At 60.4% G+C, this 25291-nt stretch carries 26 protein-coding genes; 13 read left to right on the top strand and 13 right to left on the bottom strand.

Annotation, left to right across the window (positions count from 1 at the left end; all coding sequences use genetic code 11):
* Positions 1-2 precede the first annotated feature (2 nt).
* The 3 genes from A6U98_RS14850 to A6U98_RS14840 form a co-directional block, all read right to left on the bottom strand.
* Positions 3-1025 carry a LacI family DNA-binding transcriptional regulator gene (locus tag A6U98_RS14850; RefSeq protein ID WP_064650958.1) on the bottom strand — a complete coding sequence of 341 codons (1023 nt, stop codon included), beginning with the start codon at positions 1023-1025 and terminating at the stop codon, positions 3-5.
* 207 nt (positions 1026-1232) lie between these two features.
* Positions 1233-2831, bottom strand: a complete 1599-nt coding sequence (locus A6U98_RS14845; protein ID WP_064650956.1) for a DHA2 family efflux MFS transporter permease subunit — start codon at positions 2829-2831, stop codon at positions 1233-1235.
* Positions 2832-2859: 28 nt separating this feature from the next.
* Positions 2860-4071: an HlyD family secretion protein gene (locus A6U98_RS14840; protein ID WP_064650954.1), complete on the bottom strand. Its 1212-nt coding sequence runs from the start codon at positions 4069-4071 to the stop codon at positions 2860-2862.
* 151 nt (positions 4072-4222) lie between these two features.
* Between A6U98_RS14840 and A6U98_RS14835 the strand changes: the two genes are divergently transcribed.
* The 5 genes from A6U98_RS14835 to lysS all read left to right on the top strand — a co-directional run bounded on the left by A6U98_RS14835 (position 4223) and on the right by lysS (position 9984).
* Positions 4223-4903 carry a TetR/AcrR family transcriptional regulator gene (locus tag A6U98_RS14835; protein WP_064650952.1) on the top strand — a complete coding sequence of 227 codons (681 nt, stop codon included), beginning with the start codon at positions 4223-4225 and terminating at the stop codon, positions 4901-4903.
* 105 nt (positions 4904-5008) lie between these two features.
* Positions 5009-5848: an AraC family transcriptional regulator gene (locus A6U98_RS14830; RefSeq protein WP_064650950.1), complete on the top strand. Its 840-nt coding sequence runs from the start codon at positions 5009-5011 to the stop codon at positions 5846-5848.
* A 155-nt stretch (positions 5849-6003) separates the two neighbouring features.
* A complete protein-coding gene (locus A6U98_RS14825; RefSeq protein ID WP_064651372.1) occupies positions 6004-6753 on the top strand; it encodes a TerC family protein in 750 nt (249 codons plus the stop codon).
* A gap of 245 nt (positions 6754-6998) precedes the next feature.
* On the top strand, positions 6999-8465 hold the full coding sequence (gene gltX / locus A6U98_RS14820; protein WP_064650948.1) for a glutamate--tRNA ligase: 1467 nt from the start codon (positions 6999-7001) through the stop codon (positions 8463-8465).
* A gap of 22 nt (positions 8466-8487) precedes the next feature.
* Positions 8488-9984, top strand: a complete 1497-nt coding sequence (lysS, locus tag A6U98_RS14815; protein ID WP_064650946.1) for a lysine--tRNA ligase — start codon at positions 8488-8490, stop codon at positions 9982-9984.
* Between the two features lie 167 nt (positions 9985-10151).
* On the opposite strand, the gene A6U98_RS14810 is transcribed toward lysS, so the two are convergent.
* Positions 10152-10904, bottom strand: a complete 753-nt coding sequence (locus A6U98_RS14810) for an SDR family oxidoreductase (RefSeq protein WP_064650944.1) — start codon at positions 10902-10904, stop codon at positions 10152-10154.
* Between the two features lie 132 nt (positions 10905-11036).
* Here A6U98_RS14810 and A6U98_RS14805 point away from each other — a divergent pair, with 132 nt between their 5' ends.
* On the top strand, positions 11037-11927 hold the full coding sequence (locus A6U98_RS14805) for an AraC family transcriptional regulator (protein WP_064650942.1): 891 nt from the start codon (positions 11037-11039) through the stop codon (positions 11925-11927).
* A gap of 11 nt (positions 11928-11938) precedes the next feature.
* Here A6U98_RS14805 and A6U98_RS14800 read toward each other — a convergent pair whose 3' ends face one another.
* A complete protein-coding gene (locus tag A6U98_RS14800; RefSeq protein ID WP_064650940.1) occupies positions 11939-12652 on the bottom strand; it encodes a hypothetical protein in 714 nt (237 codons plus the stop codon).
* 179 nt (positions 12653-12831) lie between these two features.
* Between A6U98_RS14800 and A6U98_RS14795 the strand changes: the two genes are divergently transcribed.
* The 6 genes from A6U98_RS14795 to A6U98_RS14770 all read left to right on the top strand — a co-directional run bounded on the left by A6U98_RS14795 (position 12832) and on the right by A6U98_RS14770 (position 19421).
* Positions 12832-13740: a LysR family transcriptional regulator gene (locus tag A6U98_RS14795; RefSeq protein WP_003566676.1), complete on the top strand. Its 909-nt coding sequence runs from the start codon at positions 12832-12834 to the stop codon at positions 13738-13740.
* Positions 13741-13856: 116 nt separating this feature from the next.
* Entirely contained in the window at positions 13857-15017 is a 1161-nt protein-coding gene (locus tag A6U98_RS14790; RefSeq protein ID WP_064650938.1) for an ABC transporter substrate-binding protein, read from the top strand.
* 216 nt (positions 15018-15233) lie between these two features.
* Positions 15234-16220 carry an ABC transporter ATP-binding protein gene (locus A6U98_RS14785; protein ID WP_064650936.1) on the top strand — a complete coding sequence of 329 codons (987 nt, stop codon included), beginning with the start codon at positions 15234-15236 and terminating at the stop codon, positions 16218-16220.
* On the top strand, positions 16217-17179 hold the full coding sequence (locus A6U98_RS14780; protein WP_018243634.1) for an ABC transporter permease: 963 nt from the start codon (positions 16217-16219) through the stop codon (positions 17177-17179). Before A6U98_RS14785 ends, A6U98_RS14780 begins: the two co-directional genes overlap by 4 nt.
* Positions 17169-17981 (top strand): ABC transporter permease, encoded by an 813-nt coding sequence (locus tag A6U98_RS14775; protein WP_047622382.1) that lies wholly within the window; start codon positions 17169-17171, stop codon positions 17979-17981. The genes A6U98_RS14780 and A6U98_RS14775 overlap by 11 nt, the downstream gene beginning before the upstream one ends.
* Positions 17982-17993: 12 nt before the next feature.
* On the top strand, positions 17994-19421 hold the full coding sequence (locus A6U98_RS14770) for a gamma-aminobutyraldehyde dehydrogenase (RefSeq protein WP_064650934.1): 1428 nt from the start codon (positions 17994-17996) through the stop codon (positions 19419-19421).
* Here A6U98_RS14770 and A6U98_RS37160 read toward each other — a convergent pair.
* On the bottom strand, positions 19412-19612 hold the full coding sequence (locus A6U98_RS37160) for a hypothetical protein (RefSeq protein WP_184499860.1): 201 nt from the start codon (positions 19610-19612) through the stop codon (positions 19412-19414). The genes A6U98_RS14770 and A6U98_RS37160 overlap by 10 nt on opposite strands.
* On the opposite strand from A6U98_RS37160, the gene A6U98_RS14765 reads away from it, so the two are divergent.
* Entirely contained in the window at positions 19572-19745 is a 174-nt protein-coding gene (locus A6U98_RS14765) for a DUF1328 domain-containing protein (protein ID WP_003552965.1), read from the top strand. The two genes, A6U98_RS37160 and A6U98_RS14765, sit on opposite strands and share 41 nt — an antisense overlap.
* An 82-nt stretch (positions 19746-19827) precedes the next feature.
* Here the strand turns inward: A6U98_RS14765 and A6U98_RS14760 are convergent, their stop codons facing one another.
* From A6U98_RS14760 to A6U98_RS14730, 7 genes are all read right to left on the bottom strand, one after another.
* Positions 19828-20487 carry a DUF3313 domain-containing protein gene (locus tag A6U98_RS14760; RefSeq protein WP_197496395.1) on the bottom strand — a complete coding sequence of 220 codons (660 nt, stop codon included), beginning with the start codon at positions 20485-20487 and terminating at the stop codon, positions 19828-19830.
* Between the two features lie 170 nt (positions 20488-20657).
* Positions 20658-22034 (bottom strand): HAMP domain-containing sensor histidine kinase, encoded by a 1377-nt coding sequence (locus tag A6U98_RS14755; protein WP_064650930.1) that lies wholly within the window; start codon positions 22032-22034, stop codon positions 20658-20660.
* Entirely contained in the window at positions 22031-22771 is a 741-nt protein-coding gene (locus A6U98_RS14750) for a response regulator transcription factor (protein ID WP_064650928.1), read from the bottom strand. The genes A6U98_RS14755 and A6U98_RS14750 overlap by 4 nt, the downstream gene beginning before the upstream one ends.
* 202 nt (positions 22772-22973) lie before the next feature.
* Positions 22974-23252 (bottom strand): hypothetical protein, encoded by a 279-nt coding sequence (locus tag A6U98_RS14745; protein WP_064650926.1) that lies wholly within the window; start codon positions 23250-23252, stop codon positions 22974-22976.
* A gap of 188 nt (positions 23253-23440) precedes the next feature.
* Entirely contained in the window at positions 23441-23932 is a 492-nt protein-coding gene (locus A6U98_RS14740; protein WP_064650924.1) for a hypothetical protein, read from the bottom strand.
* 126 nt (positions 23933-24058) lie between these two features.
* Positions 24059-24508, bottom strand: a complete 450-nt coding sequence (locus A6U98_RS14735) for a DoxX family protein (RefSeq protein WP_064650922.1) — start codon at positions 24506-24508, stop codon at positions 24059-24061.
* Between the two features lie 48 nt (positions 24509-24556).
* Complete coding sequence (locus A6U98_RS14730) at positions 24557-25225, bottom strand: DUF1345 domain-containing protein (RefSeq protein WP_064650920.1); 669 nt, start codon at positions 25223-25225, stop codon at positions 24557-24559.
* Positions 25226-25291: the final 66 nt, after the last annotated feature.

Here is a 25291-nt window from a genome sequence, read left to right as displayed (position 1 = left end):
CGTTACGGCAGATTGTCTTTCAGGAATATGTCGAGGCGGATGCGCTCCTGCGCTTCGATGACGGCAAGCCCGTCCGCCTTGGCCTTCAGCACGCGGATCGCGCTGCGCACCTCATGGCCGGCATCCTGGTTGAGGATCGCATCGATCGTGTTGTCGATCAGTGCTGCGCGCGTGTGGGCGGTCAGTTCGTGGGCAACCACGGTCAGCACGCGGTCGACGGCCTTCTCCTTCAACGCCCGGATCAGGCCGCGATTGCCGGCGCCGAGACTGTAGACGCCGATGATGCCGGCATTCCCGAGCGCGTCGGCAACGAGCCTGTGGGCGACCTCCGGGTCGTCGCGGCCTTCGAGAACCGGCAGAATCGCCAGATCAGGAAACTCCGCGGCCATGACTGCGCTAAAACCCTCCAGCCGCTCGCGATGGTCGCGCACCAGCATGGAGCCGGCGAGCACGGCGATTTCGCCCTTTCGCGGCCCGAGGAATCGTCCGAGCAGACGGGCCGCTGTGCGGCCGGCTGCGATATTGTCGACGCCGGCATAGTGATGGCGCAGCGAGCCCGTGAGATCGGAAACCAGGGTGACGATGGGAAAGCGCTCGCGCACCAGCCTGTCGACGGCGGCGCGCACGTCAGGCGCATCGGTCGCAACCAGCGCGATGCCGCAGGGCTTTTCCCGGGAAAGCTCTTCGAGCACGGAGACGAGGGCGGCGGGATCGAAGGCCGGCACCTCGATGGTGCGGATATCGGTACGCTCTGCCGACGAACGGACGATCGCCTGGCGGATCTCGGCATTGAGCCCGTGCATGAAGGAATTGTCGCTGGCCGGAAGGATGAAGACCAGCGGATAGGTGCGCCCCTTGGCAAGATTGGCGGCGGCGACGTCTCTGACATAACCGAGCTCGCGGATCGCGGTCTCGACCTTTTCCCGCGTGACGTGGCGCACACCGGGGCGCTGATTGAGAACCCGGTCAACGGTCGCCAGACTGACACCGGCGGCGGCGGCGATATCGTGAACGGTTGGCCTCATCATTCCTCCTGACGAGACCATTAGCGCCAATTTTGATGTACGTAAATCAAAAAATCGAACGGGCCGGTTTCCGCATCGTTTTCCCGGCATTCCCTATTCGCTTCGGACCGATCCGCGGCGATGATCAACCGATGGCACAGCGACCTGAAAACGGCAAACAAAAAGGCCCTCCGAAGAGGGCCTTTTCAAGGGGCGGCAGGCCGGAGGTCAGTGGCCGCCACCGCCTCCCCCGCCTTGCGGCGCGGGTTTCTTGATCATGGCGACACCGAGGATCATGGCAAGGAAGAGCGCGGTCAGGATCAGGAACACGTCACTGAAGGAAAGAATGATCGCCTGTTTGGTGGCAAGGCCGACCATTTGCTTGATCGCAACCGAGGCGCCATCCATGCCATAGGTGTTGAAGTTGGCGGCCATGTTGTTCATCTGGTCGATCGCAGCCGGATTGCCCCAATCCATATTCTCCCGCAACCGCTCGTAGTGCACGTCCTGCCGGTTGGTAAGCACGGTATTGATGACGGCAAGGCCGACGGCGCCGCCGAGGTTTCTGGTCAGGTTGAACAGGCCGGACGCGCCGCGGATGCGCGAGGGCGGCATCGTGCCGAGCGCGATGTTGTTGATCGGCACCATGCACATCATCAGCCCGAAGCCGCGCAGGATTTGCGGGATGAACAGTTCGTAGAAATCCCAATCCGCCGTCAGATGCATCATGATGAAGGTGCCGGCGGCGAAGCTGACGAAGCCGATCACCATCATCAGGCGCAGGTCCATCTTGGTCGACAGCCGCCCGGCGATGGGCGCGGTGAAGAACATCGCAAGTCCGGAAACGAACATGGTCTCGCCGATCATCAGTGAATCATAGCCGCGGATGCGCCCGAGATAGACCGGATAGATATAGGTGAGACCATAGAGGCCGATGCCCATGACGAAGGAAAACACCGAGCCGAAGGAGAAATTCCGGTTCGCAAAGGCCTTGAGGTCGACGACGGGGAAATCCACCGTGAAGGCGCGATAGAAGAAGACGATGGCGGCAACGCCGGAGGCAACCGCTGCGATGGTGATGAAACTGTCGTTGAACCAGTCGTTCGAATTGCCCTCCTCGAGCACATATTCCAGTGCGCCGAGGAAGACGCCCATCGAGATCAGACCCCACCAGTCGAACTTCTTGAAGAGCGACAGTTCCGGCTTGTCGAAATCGATGAAGTTCCAGGTGACGATCGTGACGATGATGCCGGGCACGATGTTGACGAGGAACAGCCAGTGCCAGGAAAAGGCATGGCTGAGATAACCGCCGACGGTCGGGCCGATGGTCGGCGCCAGTGTCGCGATCAAGCCGATGATCGGCGAGACGATGCTGCGCTTGGACGGCGGGAAGATGGTGAAGGCGGCCGCGAAGACCGACGGGATCATGCCGCCGCCGATGAAGCCCTGGATGACCCGGTAAACGATCATCTGGTCGATATTCGTCGCGGTGGCGGCGAGCGCGCTCGCCATGGTGAAGCCGGCGGCCGAGATTGCGAAGAGATAACGCGTCGAGATGATGCGCGCCAGCGTGCCCGAAAGCGGGATCATGATCACTTCTGCGATCAGATAGGACGTCTGCACCCAACCGATCTCGTCGCTGCCGGCCGAAAGGCCGGCCTGGATTTCGGCGAGCGAGGCCGAGACGATCTGGATGTCGAGGATCGACATGAACATGCCGAGCACCATCGCGAAAAAAGCGATAAGCTTCTTCGGATCCATGCGCTCGTCAGCCTGGGCGGGTGCCGCCGGCATCGTCCCCGCTGTTGCTGTCGCGCTTCCGGCCATCAGACCACCTCCGCCTTTTCCCGAAGGCTTACTTGCTCGGCGCCGTGCGCGTATCGACGTCGACGACGACACTCAGGCCCGCGCGCAGACGCCCGCTGTCGAGCGCATCCTGCGGCAGCGCAATGCGCACCGGCACGCGCTGGATCACCTTGGTGAAGTTGCCGGTGGCGTTTTCCGGGGGCAGCAGCGAAAAGACCGAGCCGGAAGCCGGCGAGATCGATTCGACGGTGCCGACGATCGGATGATCGCTATAGGCATCGACCTGGACATTGACCTTCGAGCCCGGCACCAGATGCTGGATCTGCGTTTCCTTGAAATTGGCGTCGATATACAGCTGGCGCACCGGAACGAGCGCCATCAGGCGCTGGCCGGGAGAGACGAGGTCGCCTTCCTGGACGGAGCGGTTGCCGACAATGCCGTCATAAGGCGCCTTGAGCACAGTGAAGGAAAGGTCACGGACGGCCTTGTCGCGCGAGATCTCAAGCGAACGGACCGAGCCTTCGGCTTCCTTGCGCTGGGCCCGAAGAATGGTGATGTTGGCCTGTGCGGCGGTGATGTTGGCGTCGCCGCCGGCAAGATTGGCCTTGGCCTGGTCAAGGGCGATATTGGCGTTGTCGAGATCGGCGGCGGTGCCGACCGACTTCGCCTGAAGATCGCTCTGGCGCTTCTGGGTGATCTCGGCACCGCGAACGGCCGCTTCGAGTGCCACCTTCTGCGCCTGCGCCTGCACGAGGCTTGCATTCGCGCCTTCGATCTGCGCGTCGATACGCTGCAGCGAAAGCTGTTCGGTGACGATCTGGGCCTGGGCCAAGTCGAGGGCGTTCTGGTAGTCGCCGTTATCAAGCGTGGCAAGCACGTCGCCCGCTTTGACTTCCTGGTTGGCGACAACGTTCACCTTCGCGACGTAGCCCGTGACCTTCGGCGAAATCGTTGCGATATCGCCTTCGATATAGGCGTCGTCGGTCGACACCATGAAGCGGCCGTTCGTCCACCATTCGTAACCATACCAGCCGCCGCCTGCGAGAAGGGCGAGCACGACGATCGGCAGCACCGGGCTGCGGCGCTTCTTCGCAGCCGCCGGTGCGACGACCGGAGCCGGCGCCGACTGCGCGGGAGCAGAGGGAACTTCGCGGGCTTCCGCCGTCGGAGCTTCTACGGCCGCGACCTCGGCCTTTACCTCTTCGGTCCCGGCATTTTCGCTGACGATACGCGCGACGTTGCTCTTCTGGTTGCTCGACATGGCCACTTTACCGATCTGGAGTAAATAATCGAACTGAACGGTTCGGTTCAGTTGACTTAAACCTGTTTTATCGTCATATCAAGATGTATAGAACCAATCGGTTCGATTTCTTTTAAGGAACATGCGAAACCGTCAACACGGTTAAGGGGACATGACGCTGACACCCGACCACGCCGCCGTATTCAGTCCTCCCGCTGCCGGAGGCCGATTTGCCGCAGGCGAAGATCCGGCCAAGCGCCAGCAGATCCTCGCCGGCGCCAAGCGCGTCTTCATGAAGATGGGTTTCGACGCCGCCAGCATGAACGACGTGACGCGCGAGGCCGGAGTCTCGAAGGGAACGCTCTACGTCTATTTCACCAACAAGGAAGAACTGTTTTCGGCGATGATCGAGACCGAGCGCGCCGCCTTCGTGGCAGCCGTGCGCACGGCGCTTGCCGAACATGACGATCCCGAAGCCGGCCTGTACGAATTCGGGATAAGCTTCGTCACCCATATGACCGACGAAAAGGTCATCAGCGCAATGCGCACCGTTCTCGGCGTTCGCGACCGCATGCCGGTGCTCTGTCAACGCTTCTTCAGGGGCCCGGAAAACCTGCGCACCATCATGCGCGACTTCCTGGAACGACACATCGCCGAAGGCAGGTTTGAGATCGACGACATCGATCTGGCCGCCGGCCAGTTTCTCGATCTCGCCAGCGGTAGTTTCTTCAAGCTCCGCCTGTTCGGAAGCATGGAAGAGCCGCCGCCGCGTGACGAAATCGAGCGCGTCATCCGCGGCGCGATCCGGGTCTTCATGGCCGCCTACGGCGCGCGCCGGCACGAGACCGCCTGACTGCACCCTTGACCGCGGCGCTCCATCGGCCAGAATCCCGCAATAGCGATCAAATCCGGCTGGCGGCCTTCCTCTAAAGAAGAAGCTGCAGCCAGGAGAATGAGGATGAGCGCCGTCGGACGGGCGATCTGGTTCATCGAGAGCCATTTCGAAAGCGATATATCGCTGGAGGAGATATCGGAAGCAGCCGGATTGTCGCGCTACCATCTGTCGCGCGTCTTCGGGCTCGTCACCGGTCACTCGATCAGCGGCTATATAAGGGGGCGCCGCCTCAGCCGCGCCGTGCCGGCACTGGTCGGCGGTTCATCCACCATTCTCGAGGTTGCGCTTTGCGCGGGCTACGGCTCGCACGAGGCCTTCACCCGTGCCTTCCGCGACCAGTTCGGCATGACGCCGGATGCGGTGCGCAGACAGGGGCACGCCCGTAACCTTGTCTTGCTGGAGCCGATCAGAATGGACCCCGCCCACCTCAACGACCTCGAACCGCCCCGCTTCGAAACCCTTCAACCGATGCTGTTTGCCGGCCTGCAGGAGATCTACCCCTATGGCGGCAATGCCGCCATCCCCTCACTCTGGCAGAAATTCAATGCCCATTTTGGTCATATCTCCGGTCAGAAAGGCAATGTCGCCTACGGCATCTGCACGCATATCGACGGTGAAGCGGAGAAATTCCGCTATATGGCCGCGGTCGAAATCTCGGACGCCGGCGATCTGCCGGCGGATTTTGCAACGCTCAAGCTTCCGGGCCAGCGCTACGTCGTCTTTGCCCATCGCGGCCATGTCTCCGGCATTCCGGCGACCATGAACCGGATATTTGGCGCATGGTGGCCGACCTCAGGCCTGGAGCACGGCGAGACACCCGACATGTTCGAACGCTACGACGAGCGCTTCGACCCCTATACCGGCATGGGCATCACCGAAATCTGGTTGCCGATCAGAGCATAATGCCGAAAAGTGTCAGCGGTTCTCGGACGACATCCTGTTCCAGGGAATAAAAGTCACATCGGTTTCGTATACCCCCTTGCGGCGCTTGCCTGGCAGGCCGGCGACATTACATTGCGAGCGTCATTACTCACGTGACGCAAAAGGGATATATGCTGATGCAGGAAATCATGACGCTCATTCAGGATCCGGCCGCCTGGGTGGCGCTCATCACGCTGGTGGTGATGGAAGTCGTTCTCGGGATCGACAACCTGATCTTCATTTCCATTCTCACCAACAAACTGCCGCCCGAGCACCGCGAGAAGGCTCGCAAGATCGGCATCGGACTTGCGCTCGTCATGCGTCTCGTCCTGCTCGGCACCATCGCCTGGATTGTGCAGCTGACCGAACCGCTGTTTGAAGCCTTCGGCCACGGCTTCTCCTGGAAGGATCTGATCCTGATTGCCGGCGGTCTGTTCCTCGTCTGGAAGGCCACCAAGGAAATCCATCACACCGTCGATCCGGAAGACCATCAAGAAGATTTCATCGCCAACTCGACCACGACAGGCTTTGCATCGGCGATCGGCCAGATCCTGCTGCTCGACCTCGTCTTCTCAGTCGACAGCATCATCACCGCCGTCGGCATGACGCCGCATCTGCCGATCATGGTGGTCGCCGTCGTCGCCGCCGTTACCGTCATGCTTGTTGCCGCGACGCCGCTTGCCAACTTCATCGAGAGGAATCCGACGATCGTCATGCTGGCGCTCGCCTTCCTGCTGATGATCGGTACGACGCTGATCGCCGAAGGCATGGGCTTCCATGTGCCGAAGGGCTACGTCTATGCCGCCATGGCCTTCTCGGCGCTGGTCGAGGTGCTGAACATGTTCGCGCGCAACGCCCGCAAGCGCAAACGCGACGCCGCGCATTGAGGCTTCGGCGTGAGGGCGCGGCGGAACCGGCGCGCCCTCACGCACCGCTATCAGGCCTTTGCAGGCGCGGTTTTTCTTGACGCGCCCGGTTGAATATGGCCTAAGGCCAGCCGAACGGACGATCGGCGGATAGTGCGGGCGCATGCCCTTTTCCGGCCGGTTTGCCGACGAAGCTATCTGCATCCTTCCGGCCGAACGTCGCTTTCCCATGAAAGCCGTCCGGCATTCATTGACGGGCACACACAATGACAGTTTCCGGGACAGCCACCGGCGTCCGCGTCCGCATCGCTCCCTCGCCGACCGGCGAGCCGCATGTCGGCACCGCATACATCGCTCTCTTCAACTACCTTTTCGCCAAGAAGCACGGCGGCGAGTTCATCCTGCGCATCGAGGATACCGATGCGACGCGCTCGACCCCGGAATTCGAGACGAAGGTGTTGGACGCACTGAAATGGTGCGGGCTGGAATGGAAGGAAGGCCCTGATATCGGCGGTCCCTACGGCCCCTATCGCCAGTCCGATCGCAAGGACATGTACCAGCCTTACGGGCAGGAATTGCTGGACAAGGGCCATGCCTTCCGCTGTTTCTGCACGCCCGCGCGCCTCGAGCAGATGCGCGAAACCCAGCGTGCCGCCGGCAAGCCACCGAAATATGACGGCCTCTGCCTGAATCTTGCGGCCGAGGAAGTCACCTCACGCATGGCCGCCGGCGAGACGACCGTCATCCGCATGAAGATCCCGACCGAAGGCTCCTGCGACTTTACCGACGGCGTCTATGGCGATGTCAGCATCCCGTGGGATTCGGTCGACATGCAGGTCCTCGTCAAGGCCGACGGCATGCCGACCTATCACATGGCCAACGTCATCGACGACCATCTGATGAAGATCACTCATGTGGCGCGCGGCGAGGAATGGCTGGCTTCGGTGCCGAAGCACATCCTGCTCTATCGCTATTTCGGTTGGGATCAGCCGGTCTTCATGCATCTGTCGCTGATGCGCAATGCCGACAAGTCGAAGCTGTCGAAGCGCAAGAACCCAACCTCGATCTCCTATTACTCCGCGCTCGGCTACATCCCGGAAGCGCTGATGAACTTCCTCGGCCTGTTCTTCATCCAGATTGCCGAAGGCGAAGAGCTGCTTGATATCAACGAGCTCTCCGAGAAGTTTGATCCGGAGAACCTCTCCAAGGCCGGCGCGATCTTCGACATTCAGAAGCTCGACTGGCTGAACGGCCGCTGGATCCGCGAGAAGCTCTCCGAAGAGGAATTCCAGGCACGTGTGCTGACCTGGGCGATGGAAAACGACCGCCTGAAGGAAGGTCTGCGCCTGTCGCAGACGCGCATTTCAAAGCTCGGCGAACTGCCCGATCTCGCCGGCTTCCTGTTGAAGTCCGATCTTGGCCTGCAGCCTTCCGACTTCGCCAAGATCAAGTCGCCGCCGGAAGAGATCCTGGAGATCCTCAACACCGTACAGCCGGATCTCGAAAAGATCCTGGAATGGAATGTCGAGACGATCGAGGCGGAGCTGCGCGCGATCGCCGACCGCATGGGCAAGAAGCTGAAGGTCGTGGTCTCGCCGCTCTTCGTCGCCGTGTCCGGCTCGTCGCGCTCGCTGCCGCTCTTCGATTCCATGGCGATCCTCGGCCGGTCCGTTGTGCGTCAGCGCCTGAAGCTCGCCTCGCAGGCGGTCGCCGCCCTCGTCGGCTCGAAGTAAGAACAGTCAGAGGATTTCGACAGTGGCTGATAACAAGACCGAAAACACCCTTTCCTCCGACGCGACGGAAGTGCGCGCCCAGAAGCTGAAGCTGTTGCGCGAGCAGATCGGCGAGGTCTATCCGGCGCATTTCCACCGCACGATGACCAATGCCGAGCTCATCGCGAAATATGAGAACCTGGAATCTGACGTCGAGACGCAGGATGTCGTCACCGTCGCCGGCCGCGTCTACTCGTCGCGCAACTCCGGCATGTTCATGGACATCCACGATGCCGGCGGCAAGATCCAGATTTTCAGTCACAAGGACACGACTCCGGAAGAAGCCCGCGCGCTGCTGCCGATGATCGACATCGGCGACATCATCGGCGTCACCGGCATCGTGCGCCGCACCAAGCGTGGCGAGCTGACGATTAACGCGCAGACCATCACCATGCTGACGAAGTCGCTGCTGCCGATGCCGGAGAAGTGGCACGGTCTCTCCGACATCGAGCTGCGCTATCGCAAGCGTCATCTCGACATCATGACCAACGAGGATTCGAAGCTCCGCTTCCAGCAGCGCTCGAAGATCCTCTCCGGCATCCGCCGCTTCATGGAAAATGACGGCTTCATGGAAGTCGAGACGCCGATGCTGCATTCGGTCTATGGCGGCGCCACCGCCGAGCCGTTCAAGACGCATCACAACACGCTGAAGCTCGACATGTACCTGCGCATTGCGCCGGAACTGTTCCTGAAGCGCACGCTGGTCTCGGGCCTCACCGACAAGGTCTTCGAGATCAACCGCAACTTCCGCAACGAAGGCGTCTCCACCCGGCACAATCCCGAATTCACCATGATGGAGTGTTACTGGGCCTATGCCGACTACGAGGACATCATGGACCTCGTCGAGCGGCTGTTCGAAAGCTTGGCGCTTTCCATTCACGGCACAACGGAATTCCCCTTCGGCGACAAGACCATGTCTTTCAAGGGTCCGTTCAAGCGCGTGCCGATGCCCGACGCCGTCAAGGAAGCGACCGGCATCGATTTCCGTGCCATCAAGACCGATGAAGAGGCCCGGGCCGCCGCCAAGGCTGCCGGCTTCGCGGTCGAGAAGGATTGGACCTGGGGCGAATGCCTCGCCTTCATCTTCGAAGAGAAGGTCGAGCAGACGCTGATCCAACCCTCGCACGTTACGCACTTTCCGAAGGACATCTCGCCCTTCGCCAAGGAAGTGCCGGGCGAGCCGCGCCTCGTCGAGCGCTTCGAGACCTATTGCAACGCCTGGGAACTCGGCAACGCCTTCTCGGAACTCAACGATCCCGAAGAGCAGCGCCGCCGCATGGTGGAGCAGCTTGAACAGGCGCATGCCCGCGGCGAAAAGGAAAAGCAGCTGGACGAGGAATTCCTCGACGCGATCGACCAGGGCATGCCGCCGGCAGGTGGCCTCGGCATCGGCGTCGACCGTCTCATCATGCTTCTGACCAATGCGCCATCGATCCGCGACGTCATCCTCTTCCCGGCCCGCCGCAGCAAAGCCGACTGAGAACGACATTCTTTAAATGAAAAAACGGAGCGCCCGAAAGGACGCTCCGTTTTGTTTTAGGCAGACTGGTGAAAAACCGAGCCGATGGACCAAGACATAGTGGTTTGGTCGATCACGGAATGACGTTATTTCGTTGGTTTTTGTTATAACCGAGTTCGTCCTGACACTCAGATCATGTAGCCGCCGGCGACCTCGATTGTCTGCGCATTGATCCATGCGCCGTCGTCGGACGCGAGCATAGCGATGACGCGGCCGACATCCTCGGCTTCGCCGATACGGCCGAGAGCCGTCTGTGAGGCAAGCAACGCGGCGAACTCCGGGTTCTTGTCCAGCGCAGCGTCGGCAAGATTGGTGCGGATAGGACCGGGCGAGATAGCATTGGCGCGGATCCTGCGATCGCCGAACTCCTTCGCCTGATAGCGGGTCAACGTCTCAAGTCCGGACTTGAGGGCTGCATAGGGCGCAACACCTGCTGTTGCGACGCGAACGGAAGCGCTCGTTACATTGAGGATCACGCCGCCATCGACCATCAGCGGCAGCAAGGCCTGCGTCAGGAAGAACGGCCCTTTCAGGTGGACATTCATCAGAGCGTCGAACTGGTCCGTCGTCACCGTCTCCATGAGATTGAACATGCCGAAACCGGCATTGTTGACGAGGCAATCGAACGTATCCCGGCCCCAATAGGTGGAAAGCAACCTCTTAACCTCCGCCACGAAGGCCGGAAAGCTGTCGGCATCACCGACATCGAGAGCAAGCGCAACGGCTTGACCACCGTCTGCCTTGATCGCGGCGATGACTTCATCCGCACCTGGCTTGTGGCTGTTATAGGTGAGGATGACACCCATGCCGCGCCTTGCGCATTCCTGAGCTGCCGATTGACCAATGCCACGGCTGCCGCCGGTAATGATTGCGATTTTCATCTCTGTCTCCTTTGCTTCGATGGCCGGAAGCTATGGGAAACAGCCGGCCTGCACTCCGCCGGAAACTGCCTCGTTCTTGCCTATTCCTGCTTTTACCTTGCGCCATGTCACTTGCTGGGTCAGGATTTCGCCATGCAAACAATGCTCGAAGAGATGCGCCGTTTGACGGCCCACGCCGAAAACCACCCGACGGAAACCGGCATACCCGGCATCCTGATGGTCAAGGGGGAGATCCTCGAACACAGGCTCGGCGCCGTTTATGAGCCGATGGTCAACCTGATCCTTGATGGCAGCAAGACGCTGACAATCGCAGGACAGGACTATTATTACGATCCAGCCAGCTACTTCGTGATATCGATCGATGTGCCAGCGACGGGCATGGTGCAGCAGGCAGGTCCCGACCGGCCCTATATCGGCGTCAGCCTATCGCTCGATCCGGCAAAGGTCGCAGCGCTTCTGCTGGATCTTCCGCCGCAATCCTATCAGGAGGGACAAAGCGGTGGCTATTCCGTCTGTCGCATGACGCCGGAACTTCTGGGTGCCTGGCTGAGGATGCTGCAACTCATGGAGCGCCCGCAGGATATCCCTGCCCTTGCCCCGGCCTACGAACGCGAAATCCTCTATCGCGTGCTGCAGGGACCGCAGGGCTGGATGCTGCGCGATATCGCAGCACCCGATAGCGCCCTGTCGCGGATACGGCTCGCCATTCGCTGGGTTCGCGAGCACTATGCCGAAGCGGTCGAGGTCGAAAAACTCGCCGCCCTCACCGCCATGAGCGTCTCGGCCTTTCATCGCCATTTCAAGGCTGTGACGGCGATGAGCCCGATCCAGTTCCAGAAGCGTATCCGCCTGCTGCAGGCCCGCCAGCTTCTGATTTCCCAATCCGGAAACGCCTCCTCGGTCGCCTATTCGGTGGGCTACGAGAGCGCCTCGCAATTCACCAGGGAATATGCACGTTTCTTCGGCCAGCCGCCGGCGCGCGACGCCTCGCTGATAAGGGAAAATATCAGGCCTGCCGCCTGATGCTTTTTGGTTTAGTGCCCGCTTTTGGCCGGCGGTTCTTCTGCGGGAGCGGCTGCATCCTTGGCAGCCTCCTCCTGAGCAGACGGTTCCTTGGTCTCCGGCGCTGCGCCGTGTCCGCCGGCTGCTGCCTTGCCCTCACCCTTTGTGGAAGCAACCGCGACCGGGTCGACGCAATCCTCGGGATCCTTGAACGCGGCGCTGATCATGGCGATCTCGTCGAACGGCATCTCTATCCGCTCGCCGAAGAACAGCCCGTTTTCGCTGGCCTTGCCGTCGTAATAACGCGCTGTATAGGACTTGTCGTCGAGGCCCGGAACGGTCTTGTCGGGATGCGGGATATAGACGACATCGGCGCCAATCGCCCGGCCGCGAATATCGGCGCGCATCGTCGGTCCGTTTTCGTCGAGCACCACCACCTGCACCAGATCCGGCTTCTGCGCGGCATAAACCGCCTGAGCGACACGAAGCGCGGTCTTGACCCGCGTCATCCCGTCGGTCGGTTCGGTCTTGATGTATTTGCGCACCCAGACGTGGTCCTGCTTCCGGATCGTCACCAGGTTGACGTCACTGCATTCAAGCCCGTAGCCACCACCAGTTGCACCGATCAGCCTGTCCTTGCCGACATAGACCGCCGCACCGCCGGACACGCCCGCCAGAAGAGCGACTCCGCCAATGATGATTGCCAATTTCCGGGAAGGCCGGAATATGCGCAGTAAGGCCTTCACGCCAACTGCTCCGCCATCTGAAACTCCAACGCAGGACAAGTGTTGAGAAAGCTAAGGAAATGACGTTTCCGAAAGTTTAAGTGGGCATGCGAAGCCCGCTCCATTTTAGGAAAATACCAAAAAAGGTCCGCTTTTTCCGACCGCTTGCCACGGCCCGTTCCGCCATGCTCTAAAACCCCATGGCCTTCACGCTTCGCCAGGTTCAATATTTTGTCGCCGTCGCCGAACAGGGTTCGGTGACGCGAGCCGCACAGAACCTTTCGATCTCGCAATCCTCGGTGACGGAAGCGCTGAAGGAGCTCGAAACCGACCTCGGCGTCGAGCTCTTCGAGCGCCATCCGCGCGGCCTGACAATCACCCACAACGGCCATCAGTTCCTGCGTCATGCGACGAAGATCCTGGCCTCCGTCTCCGATGCGCGGACCAGCTTTTCCGGCCAGCAAAGCGCCCTCTCCGGCACGCTGAACATCGGCGTCACCTCGCTTGTCGCTGGCTATGTGCTCTCTGATCTCCTGGCGCGATACCGGCGCGCCTGTCCGGGCATCGAGGTCAGCGCCATCGAGGACAATGGCGGTTACCTCGAACATCTCCTGGTCGGCGGCGAATTGGATGTCGCCGTGATGGTGATATCCAACCTGCGCGACCGCATGGCGCTGCAGGCGGAGATCCTCGAAACCTCGCCCTATCGACTATGGCTGCCGATGGGCCATCCGCTGGTGTCGGCCGACATCATCTCGGTCGCCGACATCGCCCGCGAACCGCTGATCATGCTGACGGTCGACGAAATCGAGGAGAATACCGGCAAGCTGCTCTCAGCACTCGGCGCCCGCCCGCATGTCGCCTTCCGCACCCGCTCGGTGGAGGCGGTGCGCAGCCTGGTTGCAACAGGCGCCGGTGTGGCCCTGCTTCCGGATCTTGTCTACCGACCATGGTCGCTGGAAGGCGACCGCATCGAGAGCCGCGACGTCTCCGGTTCGCTGCCGGTCGTCCAGGTCGGCATGGTCTGGCGCAAGGGCTCCAGCCTGCCGCAGGCGGCCCGCGACTTCGTCGGTATCGCCGAGAGTTTAAGATCCGGCCGCATCCGCTGATATCGGAATTTCCGATACCGTCTTTCTGATAAATGAATTTGCGAAAGCGGCTTTTTCGCGTCACCTTTTCATCCGGGAACAAACCGCCACAGAAGTGGCAAACCGGGAGACGGATGATGACGAATCTGTTGAAATCCTGCACGGCAGCGCTCGCCTGCCTGAGCTTCGCGACGCAGGGAATCGCCGCCGAACCGCTAAAGGCCTTGGGCAAGGGCGAAGGTGCGGTCAGCATCGTCGCCTGGGCCGGCTATATCGAACGCGGCGAAACCGACAAGAACTACGACTGGGTCACCGATTTCGAAAAGGAGACCGGCTGCAAGGTCTCCGTCAAGACCGCCGCCACCTCCGATGAAATGGTGTCGCTGATGAACGAGGGCGGCTTCGATCTCGTCACGGCATCGGGCGACGCCTCGCTCCGCCTTATCGCCGGCAAGCGTGTCCAGCCGATCAACACCGATCTGATCCCGAGCTTCAAGACCGTCGACGAGCGCCTGCAGAACGGCCCGTGGTACACGGTCGGTGGCGTGCATTACGGCGTACCCTATCTCTGGGGGCCGAACGTGCTGATGTATAATACCGATGCGTTCAAGGACAAGGCGCCGACCAGCTGGAACGTCGTCTTCGAGGAGCAGACACTGCCCGACGGCAAGTCGAACAAGGGCCGCGTCCAGGCCTATGACGGCGCGATCTACATCGCCGATGCCGCCATGTATCTGATGGCCCACAAGCCGGATCTCGGCATCAAGGATCCCTACGAACTGAACGAGGACCAATACAAGGCCGCCCTCGACCTGTTGCGCGGCCAGCGCAAGCTCGTCTCCCGCTACTGGCACGATGCGATGATCCAGATCGACGACTTCAAGAACGAAGGCGTCGTCGCCTCCGGCTCCTGGCCTTTCCAGGTGAACCTGCTGCAGGCCGACAAGCAGAAGATCGCCTCCACCTTTCCGGATGAAGGCGTCACCGGCTGGGCCGACACCACCATGCTGCACGCCGACAGCGAACATCCGAACTGCGCCTATATGTGGATGGAACATTCGCTGAAAGCCAAGGTCCAGGGTGACGCCGCCGCCTGGTTCGGCGCCGTGCCCTCGGTTCCCGCCGCCTGCAAGGGCAACGAACTGATGGGCGATAGCGGCTGCGCCACCAACGGCTTCGATCACTTCGACAAGATCAAGTTCTGGAAGACCCCGGTCGCCAAATGCACGACGCAGAGCGAATGCGTGCCCTATCATCGCTGGGTGTCTGATTATATCGGCGTGATCGGCGGGCGATAAACCGCGATCCGTGTCGATAAAATCCCCTCCCCAACCCCTCCCCACAAGGGGGAGGGGCTCGGAGTGGCACCGCCGAGATCCTGCCGAAACGCCAAGGTATTTGCGAAAGGGTGCGGCAGGTTAAGCCCCTCCCCCTCGTGGGGAGGGGTTTGGGGCGGGGTCTTATAAAACAAGACCTCAGCCTCTCTCAAAAGCAAAGAAGCCGGAGCCCCCAAAATGACACCCGCCGTCCGTTTCCAGCAGGTATCGCGCCATTTCGGCCAGGTTCGCGCCGTCGACGGCGTCGATCTCGAGATCGCGCCTGGCGAATTCTTTGCTATGCTCGGGCCATCCGGCTCCGGCAAGACGACGTGCCTACGATTGATCGCCGGCTTCGAACAGCCGACCGCGGGCCATATCCAGATCTTCGGCGAGACGGCCGACGGCATTCCGCCCTATCGCCGCAACGTCAACACCGTGTTTCAGGACTACGCACTCTTTCCGCATCTCAATATCCTCGACAATGTTGCCTATGGGCTGATGGTCAAGGGCGTCGGCAAGGCGGAGCGGATGAAGGCGGCAGGCGATGCCCTCGAGCTCGTCAAGCTGCCCGGCTACGGCGCCCGCCGCCCCGGCCAGCTGTCCGGCGGCCAGCGGCAGCGCGTGGCGCTCGCCCGCGCGCTCGTCAACAAGCCCAGGGTGCTGCTGCTCGACGAGCCGCTCGGCGCGCTCGACCTGAAGCTGCGCGAGCAGATGCAGGAAGAATTGAAGAGCCTGCAGCGCGCGCTCGGCATCACCTTCGTCTTCGTCACCCACGATCAGGGCGAGGCGCTGTCCATGGCCGACCGCGTCGCCGTTTTCAACGATGGCAACATCGTTCAGCAGGGCACACCACAGGATATCTACCGCTGCCCGAAGACCCGTTTCGTCGCCGATTTCGTCGGCTCCTCGAACGTTATAGCGCCTGATCTCATGGCCTTGCTCGGCGGTGAGAAACGCTGGGCGAGCCTCCGCCCCGAGGCGATCCGGCTGGCAAGCGACGGCGTCGAGGCGAAAGTCGAAAATGCAAGCTTCCTCGGCGCGGCGACGCGTCTCAGCGTCGACCTCAAGGGCAGCCGGCTGCATGTCATGCTGCCGGCCGGCGCGCCAGTGCCGGATCTCGGCGCCGGTATCCGCCTCGCCTGGCAGCCGGCCGATATCCACTACATGGATGATGCGGCATGACGGCGCTCACCATCACAGGCGGCAAGACTTCGATCCTTCCGGGGCGTGGCGGTTTCTTCGGCCAACTGTCGGATGCCTTCTGGCGGCACCCGAAGCTGCTGCTCTTCCTGATGCTGACGCCGCCGCTGCTCTGGCTCGGCATCATCTATATCGGCTCGCTGATCGCCCTGCTTCTGCAGAGCTTCTTCTCGATCGACGATTTCTCCGGGCTGGTGAATACCGAATTCACCCTCTCGACCTATGCGCAGCTGCTGAATCCGGCGAATTTCGACATCATCATCCGCACCTTGGTGATGTCGGCGCTGGTCACCATCGCTGCCGCCCTGATCGGCTTCCCGATCGCCTACTATGCGGCGCGTTATGCGCAAGGCAAATGGAAGGCGCTCTTCTATCTCGGCGTCATGCTGCCGCTCTGGTCGAGCTATCTCGTCAAGATCTACGCCTGGAAACTAATCCTCGCCAAGGAGGGCATCCTCACCTGGATCTTCGAGAAGCTCCATCTCTCCTGGCTGCTCGATGCCATCCTGAACCTGCCCGTCATCGGCGGAAACTCACTGTCGGTCAGCTACCTCGGCACCTTCATCGTCTTCGTCTATATCTGGCTCCCCTATATGATCCTGCCGACGCAGGCGGCCCTCGAGCGGGTACCCGGCAACCTGATCGAGGCCTCGGCGGATCTCGGCGCCACGCCGCGCCAGACCTTCCGCACCGTGCTCCTGCCCTTAGCGCTCCCCGGCATCGTCGCCGGTTCGATCTTCACCTTCTCGCTGACATTGGGCGATTACATCATCCCGCAGATCATCGGCTCGTCCAGGCTCTTCATCGGCCAGGCGGTCTATGCCCAGCAGGGAACGGCCGGCAACGTGCCGCTCGCCGCCGCCTTCTCCGTCGTGCCGATCGTCATCATGGCGCTTTATCTGTCGCTCGCCAGGAAAATGGGGGCTTTCGATGCGCTCTGACCACAGGACATCGCCACTGACCTTGAAGATCGCCGCAGCCGTCGGATTGCTCTTTCTGCACCTGCCGATCCTGCTGATCTTCGTCTATGCCTTCACGACCGAAGAGAAGAGCTATCAGTGGCCGCCGCCCGGGCTGACGCTGCAGTGGTTTGCCGTCGCCTGGAACCGGCCGGACGTCTGGTCGGCGCTCAGCCTTTCCGTACAGGTCGCCGTCATCGCCACGGCGATCGCGCTGGTCCTCGGCACGCTCTGTGCTGCGGCCGTCAGCCAGACGAAGTTCTTCGGACGCGAGGCGATCTCGCTGCTGGTCATCCTGCCGATCGCCCTTCCCGGCATCATCACCGGCATTGCGCTCCGCTCCGCCTTCAGCCTGTTCGACATCCCGTTTTCGGTCTGGACCATCGTGCTCGGCCACGCCACCTTCTGCGTGGTCGTCGTCTACAACAACGCGGTCGCCCGCTTCCGCCGCACCTCCGGCTCGCTGATCGAGGCCTCGATGGATCTCGGCGCCGACGGCTTTCAGACCTTCCGCCATGTCATTCTGCCGAATATCGGCACCGCTCTTCTTGCCGGCGGCATGCTTGCCTTCGCGCTGTCCTTCGACGAGGTCATCGTCACCACCTTCACCGGCGGCCAGCAATCGACCTTGCCGATCTGGATGCTCGAAGAACTCATCCGCCCGCGCCAGCGCCCCGTCACCAATGTGGTCGCCATGGTCGTGGTGCTCGTCACCTTCCTGCCAATCCTGGCAGCCTATTACCTCACCCGCGATGGCGACCAGATCGCCGGCGCCGGCAAATAAAGGGAGAACATCATGGATATCCAAATGCTGATCGGTTCCCGCTTCGAAAAAGGCACGGAGACGGAAGAGCACATCTTGAACCCGAAGACGGGCGAGACGGTGATCGACCTTGCCGAAGCGTCGCTCTCCCAGGTCGATGCCGCCGTCGATGCCGCCGAAAAAGCCTTCACAAGCTGGTCGCAGACGACGCCTGGCGAGCGCTCCGGTTACCTGCTGAAGATCGCCGACGCGATCGAAAAGGACGCCGTCGGCTTCGCCACGCTGGAAGCTTTGAATTGCGGCAAGCCGATCAATGCCGTGCTGAACGACGAGATCCCGGCGATCGTCGATTGTTATCGCTTCTTTGCCGGCGCCGTGCGCAACCTGCACACACCAGCGGCCGGCGAGTATCTGCCCGGCCACACTTCGATGATCCGCCGCGATCCGATCGGCATTGTCGGCTCGATCGCGCCGTGGAACTATCCGCTGATGATGATGGCCTGGAAGCTGGCGCCGGCCATTGCCGGCGGCAATACCGTGGTCTTCAAGCCTTCGGAGCAGACGCCGCTGACGGCGTTGAAGATGGCCAAGCTGCTCTCCGAAATCCTTCCCGAAGGCGTCGTCAACGTCATCCTCGGCCGTGGCGAAAGTGTCGGCAACGCCCTGATCAATCATGCCAAGATCGGCATGATCTCGATCACCGGCGATGTCGCAACCGGCAAGAAGGTGCTGCAGGCCGCTGCCAAGACAGTCAAGCGCACCCACCTGGAACTCGGCGGCAAGGCCCCGGTCATTGTCTTCGATGACGCCGATATTGATGCGGTCGTCGCAGGCATCCGCACCTTCGGCTATTACAATGCCGGTCAGGACTGCACCGCTGCCTGCCGCATCTATGCCGATGCCAGGGTCTACGACAATTTCGTCGCCGATCTTTCCTCGGCCGTCTCGAGCATTCGCTTCAACCAGGCCGACGACACCGAAAACGAGATCGGCCCGCTGATCTCCAAGCGCCAGCGCGACCGCGTCGAAAGCTTCGTCGCCCGCGCTTCCGAACACAAACACATGGAGATCACCGCCGGCGGCAAGGTTTCCGGCGACAAGGGCTTCTTCTTCACGCCGACTGTCATTGCCGGCGCCCTGCAGGACGACGAGATCGTCCGCCGCGAGGTCTTCGGCCCAGTCGTATCGGTCACTCGCTTCTCCGATGCCGACGATGCCGTCGCCTGGGCGAACGACAGCGATTACGGCCTGGCCTCCTCCGTCTGGACCAAGGATATCGGCCGCGGCATGAAGACCGCCGCGCGCCTGCAATATGGCTGCACCTGGATCAACACACATTTCATGCTGGTCAACGAGATGCCGCATGGCGGCCTCAAACAGTCGGGCTACGGCAAGGACATGTCGGTCTATGCGCTGGAGGATTACACCGCCGTACGCCACGTGATGATCAATCACGGCTGATCAGGGGGAAGGCAAGGTACGAAATTCGACGCAACGCCCATCAGCAGCACCGAGAGGATAAAGCCGAAGATCAGCGCCATTCCATTCCCACGATCTGGAACATTTTCCCGGTTGCTGCGTCTTTCCCAAGCAAACGCAAAGGATGATGTCATGCTGAAATGGGCTCTGATATTTTTCGTGATTTCGATCATCGCCGGCTTCTTCGGTTTCTCCGGCGTCTCCGCAGCGACCGCGACAATCGCACGCGTTCTCTTCGGTATCGCGCTGGTGATCTTCCTGATCTTCCTTGTCCTTGCGCTGATGGCCGGACAGGCGATCCTGTGAGCGGTCGCGGGGGGGGCCGCTGCGCCTTGCGCTTGCGGCCCTCGCCGTCTGTTGTCGCCACAGCCCCCTTAAGCCCCGCGGCCTATTTCAACTCGGCAAGGAGAGCATCGGCACCCTTGCGGACGCCCACCATGGAGGCATCCATCGCCGTGAAGCTTGCGCCGATATTCATCGCATTGGGATACTGCTTGGTGACATAGGAAGACAGGAGACGATTGCTCGAAGCATCATAGATCTCCACCGCATAATTCACCGAACCGGTCATCGAACCTTCTCGGCCGCGAGCGGCCTGGACGGTGTTGTACAATCCGCCTGCGACGTCGATGCGCGTGACCGTTCCGAGTACCGCAGTCGTCACCTTGGCGCCCGTCAGCGTCAGATGCAATCTGAGAGTTGCCGGAGCGACTGCGCTGACGACCGCAAAGCGCGTCTTCAATTTTTCGGTGAATTGAGTCTGCATGTAATTGGCCAGGAAGATCCTGTCTTTTTCCGGAAGCTTGCCGAACTGACTGTCAGGACCGTTATAGACGGTAACGGGATCGACAATGATCCGGTTGTATTGGCTCCAGTTGACCTTCGTTTGATAGCGATACGGCACGCGGCCAGTCTTATCCTCAGTGTTCGGCTGGAGCTGCGATGCCGAAGCAAGTCCGGAATAAACCGTGGGGTCAGGGGTCGTGCATGCGGCAACGCTCGAACAGGCGAGCATCAGGGCGGCGCCGATTTTAAGATTTTTTATCAAGGGCTTGGCTCCAGCTTTGGAAATGCCGAATGGCATGGGATCTGCTGGCACCGGTTTTATGGAATTCGAATGTTGCTGTGTTTGCTATGATATGCGGAAATGTTCGCGAGCCGTCTTTGCTACGAAAACAGCCGATGTAAACCGGGGCAACGCCACCGGCCGGCCGGAAGTCATGGTGATGAAGGGATCGACGGCGAGCCTCCGGGCTGGATCCCCTGAGGGGCAGGAAGATCGATCATGACGACCAGGCCGGTTGGCTTCCTGTCCAACAACGTCAATTGTCCATTGTGCGCTTTGGTGACGATCCCTTTGGCGATCGGAAGGCCGAGCCCAAGCCCGGAACCGCCCTGGGCACCGATCTGGCGGGATTTATCCACTTTGAAGAACGGCTCCAGAACTTTCGCCTTGGCCTCGTCAGTCAAACCCGGGCCGTTGTCGCCCACCGATATTTTGATCCCGCCATCGTCTCCATCTTGCAGATCGATTTCGACTTGTTTTGCATAACGAGACGCATTGTCGATCAGATTGGTAATTGCCCGAGTAAGGGCCTGAGGTTTGCAGACAAACGCCAGCCGCCGCGGACCGGTGAAGCTCACATCGATGCCCATGTCGGAGAAGTCTGTCGCAATCGTCTGCAGCAGGCTTGAGATATCGACCTTTCGATCAGTTTCCGCAGTGGACGCATCTTTGAAATAGGCCAGGCACTCGTCGATCATGAAACTCAAGGTGGCGATATCGGCCAGCATCAGGCCGCGAAGCTCGGGCTCGCCGGAACGCTCGGCACGCATCCGCAATCTCGTCAGAGGCGTCCTGAGGTCATGACCCACGCCACTCAACATTCTTGTTCGATCCTCCGCCATGCTCTGGATTCGATCGCTCATGACGTTCAGCGATTCCGCCAGACTTCGAATCTCGGCTGCGCCGTCCGGTTCGAAGGGCTTTTCCCAACTGCTCTCCAGGCTCGCTCGCTTTGCAGCGGCGGCAAAGTGCCTCAGAGGTTCGGTGATAAGCCAGCTGCTGAAATATGCGAGCAGCACCAATGGGATGACGATTTTCAAAAACCCGCTCGCAGCAGCCGGAACAAACCAGACGTCGCTGGGAAAAACCGGCAGTTGAAAGACGAGGGCGCGCTTGTCGTCAATTCTGACAGTCAGCACATCTGGGTGCGATTGACCGATGACGAAGCGATGAAATGCTGCAAAAATATTGTCGGCGAGCATTGTGTTGATACGCGCCACCAATTCGCCGGGAGATACCATCTGCTGCTTGCCGGCAAGCGGCTGCTCCAGCGACAATTTTTCGACCCCAACGCCGAGTACCGCTGCTCTCTTGAGAACGGCGACTTCGTCTTGCGCTGAACTTGCCTGGGCAAATTGCTCCGCGACCATCGCCGCTCTGGCAGCAAACAGACCGTTTTGAAACCCGCGATCATGACGGCCGTAGATATAGGGCTCCATGGCGGTCGCCACCACGGAAACGAGCACGACAAGGAAGGTCGCCAATATGAGGATCTGGCTTTGGATCGAAGCTCGCCGGAAATTTCTCAAGAGAGACGCTCTACCTTGGATGCAAAGAGATATCCCCCCAGCCGCACCGTCTTTATGAACGTCGGATCTTTCAGATTTGGTTCGATCTTTTGCCTGACCCGGCTGATGTGGGCGTCGATGCTACGCTCGACCGGCCCCGCCGATCCGGCATGTGTCATCGACAAGAGCTGTTCTCGCGTCAAAACCTTGTTGGGATTGCAGCAGAAGGCCAGGAGGATATCGAACTCCGCGGTTGTCATGGAAACCTGCGCTCCATCCGCGTCGTGGAGCTGGCGGCTTTTTGGATCGATGCGCCATCCCGAAAACATCATCGGTCCAAGTGCTTCCTCCTGATGATGAGCATATGACGCTCTGCGGAGAATACTCTTGATCCGGGCCAGCAGCTCGCGGGAGTTGAATGGTTTCGTGACATAGTCATCGGCTCCGAGTTCCAGGCCGAGAATGCGGTCGATGTCCTCCTGCAGCGCCGTCAGCATCAGGATTGGCACCGAGCACGACGCACGAAGCCGTCTGCAGATGCTGAAGCCGTCCTCGCCCGGCAACATCGCATCGAGAACGATGAGATCGAATTGCTGTCGCGCCATCATTCGATCCATAGCCGCGCCGCTCTCCACCGAAGAGGCCTCGAAGCTGCTGCTTCGAACAAGGTCCACCAGCATATCTGCGATTGCGGGATCGTCTTCGACGATGAGAATATGAGCCTGATTGGGAACTGCCATTTCATATGCCATCGTCATTCGTTCTCTAGCCGGAAGATGTCTCTCGGCGCGAAATTACCACGTTTCACCGTGCCTCGGTCAGGCGGCTTCGGCCACTGTCACCATCACACGATCTGTCGCCGCACCGACACGGCTCCGCCTTCAGGATATCAAGTATCGTGCAATGCTATATTCGATAATGTTGAGATATGTTGCGGGATTTCAGTCACGGTGTCCGCCGTCAAAACTGCCTTTCTAGGTCACCGCTGACTTCCACATGGTCACCTTGGATTGCGCTATCGATGATGACGGTGGCGATGAAACACATTCGAATGACCAGCAGGCAAAAGAACACCAGAGAGACGACCGCAGTCGTGTAATGCTTCAATGCCGAGCGCTTCGGCAGCCGTGCGGTCAGTCTATCGAGGCTGTTTCTGGCGAAACGACCGAGCGCCACGAGCAGGAACAATGCCGTGATGATATATCCGCTTGCTGACGCAGCCCCGAGCAACTGAAACATCAAAAGACACCCGCACCAAGTAAGAAGTTCTGCTTTCGGAACGACGGTTTCAAGCCGACGAAACCCGGCAGAAAGATGCCCATAAGATCCGTCCGGAACGTTGCGCAGCGTGGACAGCCGGAGAGATGGGGCATCGGGATCTGAACCTGGTGAAGACCGGTCCGTCGGGGATGAGAATGCGCCCACGTCTAATCGGCCCGTTCTGCGCCGGGCGCGGCGCGGCGACTTAACAGAAGAGATGTGGCGGCCCGCCACCGGGATGCCTTCGCCGTGCTTGCAGTCACTGTCTCGTTTGCGGCCGGATCTCTTCGGACTGCACTAACCCTGCCTGTCCTTGACTCCGTGAGGGCCGCGATCCTTATTAGAAATGCGTCGCTGTCGAACTGCTTCGAGGAGCGAATGGACTTCGTGGCCGACTGGACGATATGGAAAAACACCTCCAGATTGACGACCGGTATCGGCTTGATGTTTCGGACCATGTCGATATCCGATCGCATCGTTACGGCCAGAAAATATCGGTCCGAACGCAAGGCATCGAAGAGCTCCGGCACCGAGGACACGGCCGCCGCGACATATCCGTTCTCATTCAATTTCGAGACGATGTCACAGGCAGCGCCTTTTGCGAGAAAGACGAGAATTGGCTTTTGCTGATTGTTTTGCGCGGAAGACATCACTGGCACACTCCTGACCTGTCGCCAAAAGTGTAGCTCGCATCGACGCTTCTGTTTGTTCGGTTTTATTCGGTTTTATTGCGCCACCGAGGGCCCGCGAAATTTACCAGGCCTTCGGATTTCGGTGCGCGCATTTCACGACAACACGGCCCTGAGCCATGGAGGCATTTTGTTCGTTCGCTTTCTCAGCAGCTTGTCGATCGATATCGATCCCGCACCCGAAGCCGAGAGCACGAACATGCCGCCGGCAATCGCCAGGTCCTTCTCGAAATGCAGCAGTTCATTCTGGCTCGCAAAATTCGTGTGAAAGAGCAAGGCGGTCGCCAGGCAGAAGAGCGCCAATGCCAATGCGCCAAGCCGGCTGAGGAAGCCTGTCGCAACGGAAAGGCCGGCGCCGATCTGAAGGGCAATGGTGGCAATCGCCACCGGCGCCGACAGCCCCAGTTTTGCGAAAATGTCGAAAGTCGCCGTGATATCTGCCGCGAGCGACCAACCTTCGTGCAGGAAGATCAGCGACAGCAGAAGCCTGCCGAGGAGAAGAACGAGATCGGCCAGTCGGGGCCGGCTTGAGGCGCTTTCCATCATACCCTCCGTTTGAAGAGCAGGTGGTTAGCCCGCTCATGGCAAGGCACATTATAGCAGGCTCGCCCCGACATTGATCGCCAGCGCCAGGATCGTCGTATTGAACAGGAACGACAGCACGGCATGCAGCAACGTCAGCTTGCGCATGCTGGTCGAACTGACTGCGACATCCGCCGTCTGTGCGGCAACGCCGATGGTGAAGGAGAAATAGAGGAAATCCCAGTAGCCGGGCTCTTCGATCCCGTCCGGAAACTTGAGCCCGCCCTCCTCGTCCGCCCCGCCATAGAAATAATGGGCATAATGGATGGTGAAGAGCGTGTGCAGGAAGATCCAGGAGATCAGGATCGTCAGAACCGCAACACCTGCCCGCGCCAGCGCGACGTCGGGTGCAGCCTCCTTGATCGAATGAAGCTCGAGGCCGATCCCGGCAATGCTGGCAAGTGCGGCACCGATCGAAAGAGCCAACAGGACGGTGTCGGAGAAATCGAGATCGGCCGAGCGTTTTCGGATGCTTTCAACCGTCGCCCAGAGCATCTTGCGCCAACTGAGCGCGACAAAAACGCCGGCGCTGACATTCCAGCCGAACAGGATATTGCCGGCGCTGACTTCGCGCGAGGTCAGAGCCAAGAAGACCACCAGTCCGGCAACAACGGCGATGATGAAGCTCGCATGCTTGTAGGCAAATGCCGCAAGCGAATTTGCCCGTTCCTCATCCGCCATATCGGTCTCCGACAGTATATGCCCTTGATAACAGCATGAAAAAGGCGCGCCTGCCAGCCGACAGCC

Source organism: Rhizobium sp. WYCCWR10014 (genome assembly GCF_001657485.1).
Lineage (GTDB): Bacteria > Pseudomonadota > Alphaproteobacteria > Rhizobiales > Rhizobiaceae > Rhizobium.
This window is presented reverse-complemented; position numbering and strand designations above follow the sequence as displayed.

Excerpts from the sequence above, each read along its gene's own strand:
- A6U98_RS14850 (WP_064650958.1), bottom strand. The coding sequence starts at position 1,025 with ATGAGGCCAACCGTTCACGATATCGCCGCCGCCGCCGGTGTCAGTCTG.
- A6U98_RS14845 (WP_064650956.1), bottom strand. The coding sequence starts at position 2,831 with ATGGCCGGAAGCGCGACAGCAACAGCGGGGACGATGCCGGCGGCACCC.
- A6U98_RS14840 (WP_064650954.1), bottom strand. The coding sequence starts at position 4,071 with ATGTCGAGCAACCAGAAGAGCAACGTCGCGCGTATCGTCAGCGAAAAT.
- A6U98_RS14835 (WP_064650952.1), top strand. The coding sequence starts at position 4,223 with ATGACGCTGACACCCGACCACGCCGCCGTATTCAGTCCTCCCGCTGCC.
- A6U98_RS14830 (WP_064650950.1), top strand. The coding sequence starts at position 5,009 with ATGAGCGCCGTCGGACGGGCGATCTGGTTCATCGAGAGCCATTTCGAA.
- A6U98_RS14825 (WP_064651372.1), top strand. The coding sequence starts at position 6,004 with ATGCAGGAAATCATGACGCTCATTCAGGATCCGGCCGCCTGGGTGGCG.
- gltX (WP_064650948.1), top strand. The coding sequence starts at position 6,999 with ATGACAGTTTCCGGGACAGCCACCGGCGTCCGCGTCCGCATCGCTCCC.
- A6U98_RS14810 (WP_064650944.1), bottom strand. The coding sequence starts at position 10,904 with ATGAAAATCGCAATCATTACCGGCGGCAGCCGTGGCATTGGTCAATCG.
- A6U98_RS14805 (WP_064650942.1), top strand. The coding sequence starts at position 11,037 with ATGCAAACAATGCTCGAAGAGATGCGCCGTTTGACGGCCCACGCCGAA.
- A6U98_RS14795 (WP_003566676.1), top strand. The coding sequence starts at position 12,832 with ATGGCCTTCACGCTTCGCCAGGTTCAATATTTTGTCGCCGTCGCCGAA.
- A6U98_RS14790 (WP_064650938.1), top strand. The coding sequence starts at position 13,857 with ATGACGAATCTGTTGAAATCCTGCACGGCAGCGCTCGCCTGCCTGAGC.
- A6U98_RS14785 (WP_064650936.1), top strand. The coding sequence starts at position 15,234 with ATGACACCCGCCGTCCGTTTCCAGCAGGTATCGCGCCATTTCGGCCAG.
- A6U98_RS14780 (WP_018243634.1), top strand. The coding sequence starts at position 16,217 with ATGACGGCGCTCACCATCACAGGCGGCAAGACTTCGATCCTTCCGGGG.
- A6U98_RS14775 (WP_047622382.1), top strand. The coding sequence starts at position 17,169 with ATGCGCTCTGACCACAGGACATCGCCACTGACCTTGAAGATCGCCGCA.
- A6U98_RS14770 (WP_064650934.1), top strand. The coding sequence starts at position 17,994 with ATGGATATCCAAATGCTGATCGGTTCCCGCTTCGAAAAAGGCACGGAG.
- A6U98_RS14765 (WP_003552965.1), top strand. The coding sequence starts at position 19,572 with ATGCTGAAATGGGCTCTGATATTTTTCGTGATTTCGATCATCGCCGGC.
- A6U98_RS37160 (WP_184499860.1), bottom strand. The coding sequence starts at position 19,612 with ATGATCGAAATCACGAAAAATATCAGAGCCCATTTCAGCATGACATCA.
- A6U98_RS14750 (WP_064650928.1), bottom strand. The coding sequence starts at position 22,771 with ATGACGATGGCATATGAAATGGCAGTTCCCAATCAGGCTCATATTCTC.
- A6U98_RS14745 (WP_064650926.1), bottom strand. The coding sequence starts at position 23,252 with ATGTTTCAGTTGCTCGGGGCTGCGTCAGCAAGCGGATATATCATCACG.
- A6U98_RS14735 (WP_064650922.1), bottom strand. The coding sequence starts at position 24,508 with ATGATGGAAAGCGCCTCAAGCCGGCCCCGACTGGCCGATCTCGTTCTT.
- A6U98_RS14730 (WP_064650920.1), bottom strand. The coding sequence starts at position 25,225 with ATGGCGGATGAGGAACGGGCAAATTCGCTTGCGGCATTTGCCTACAAG.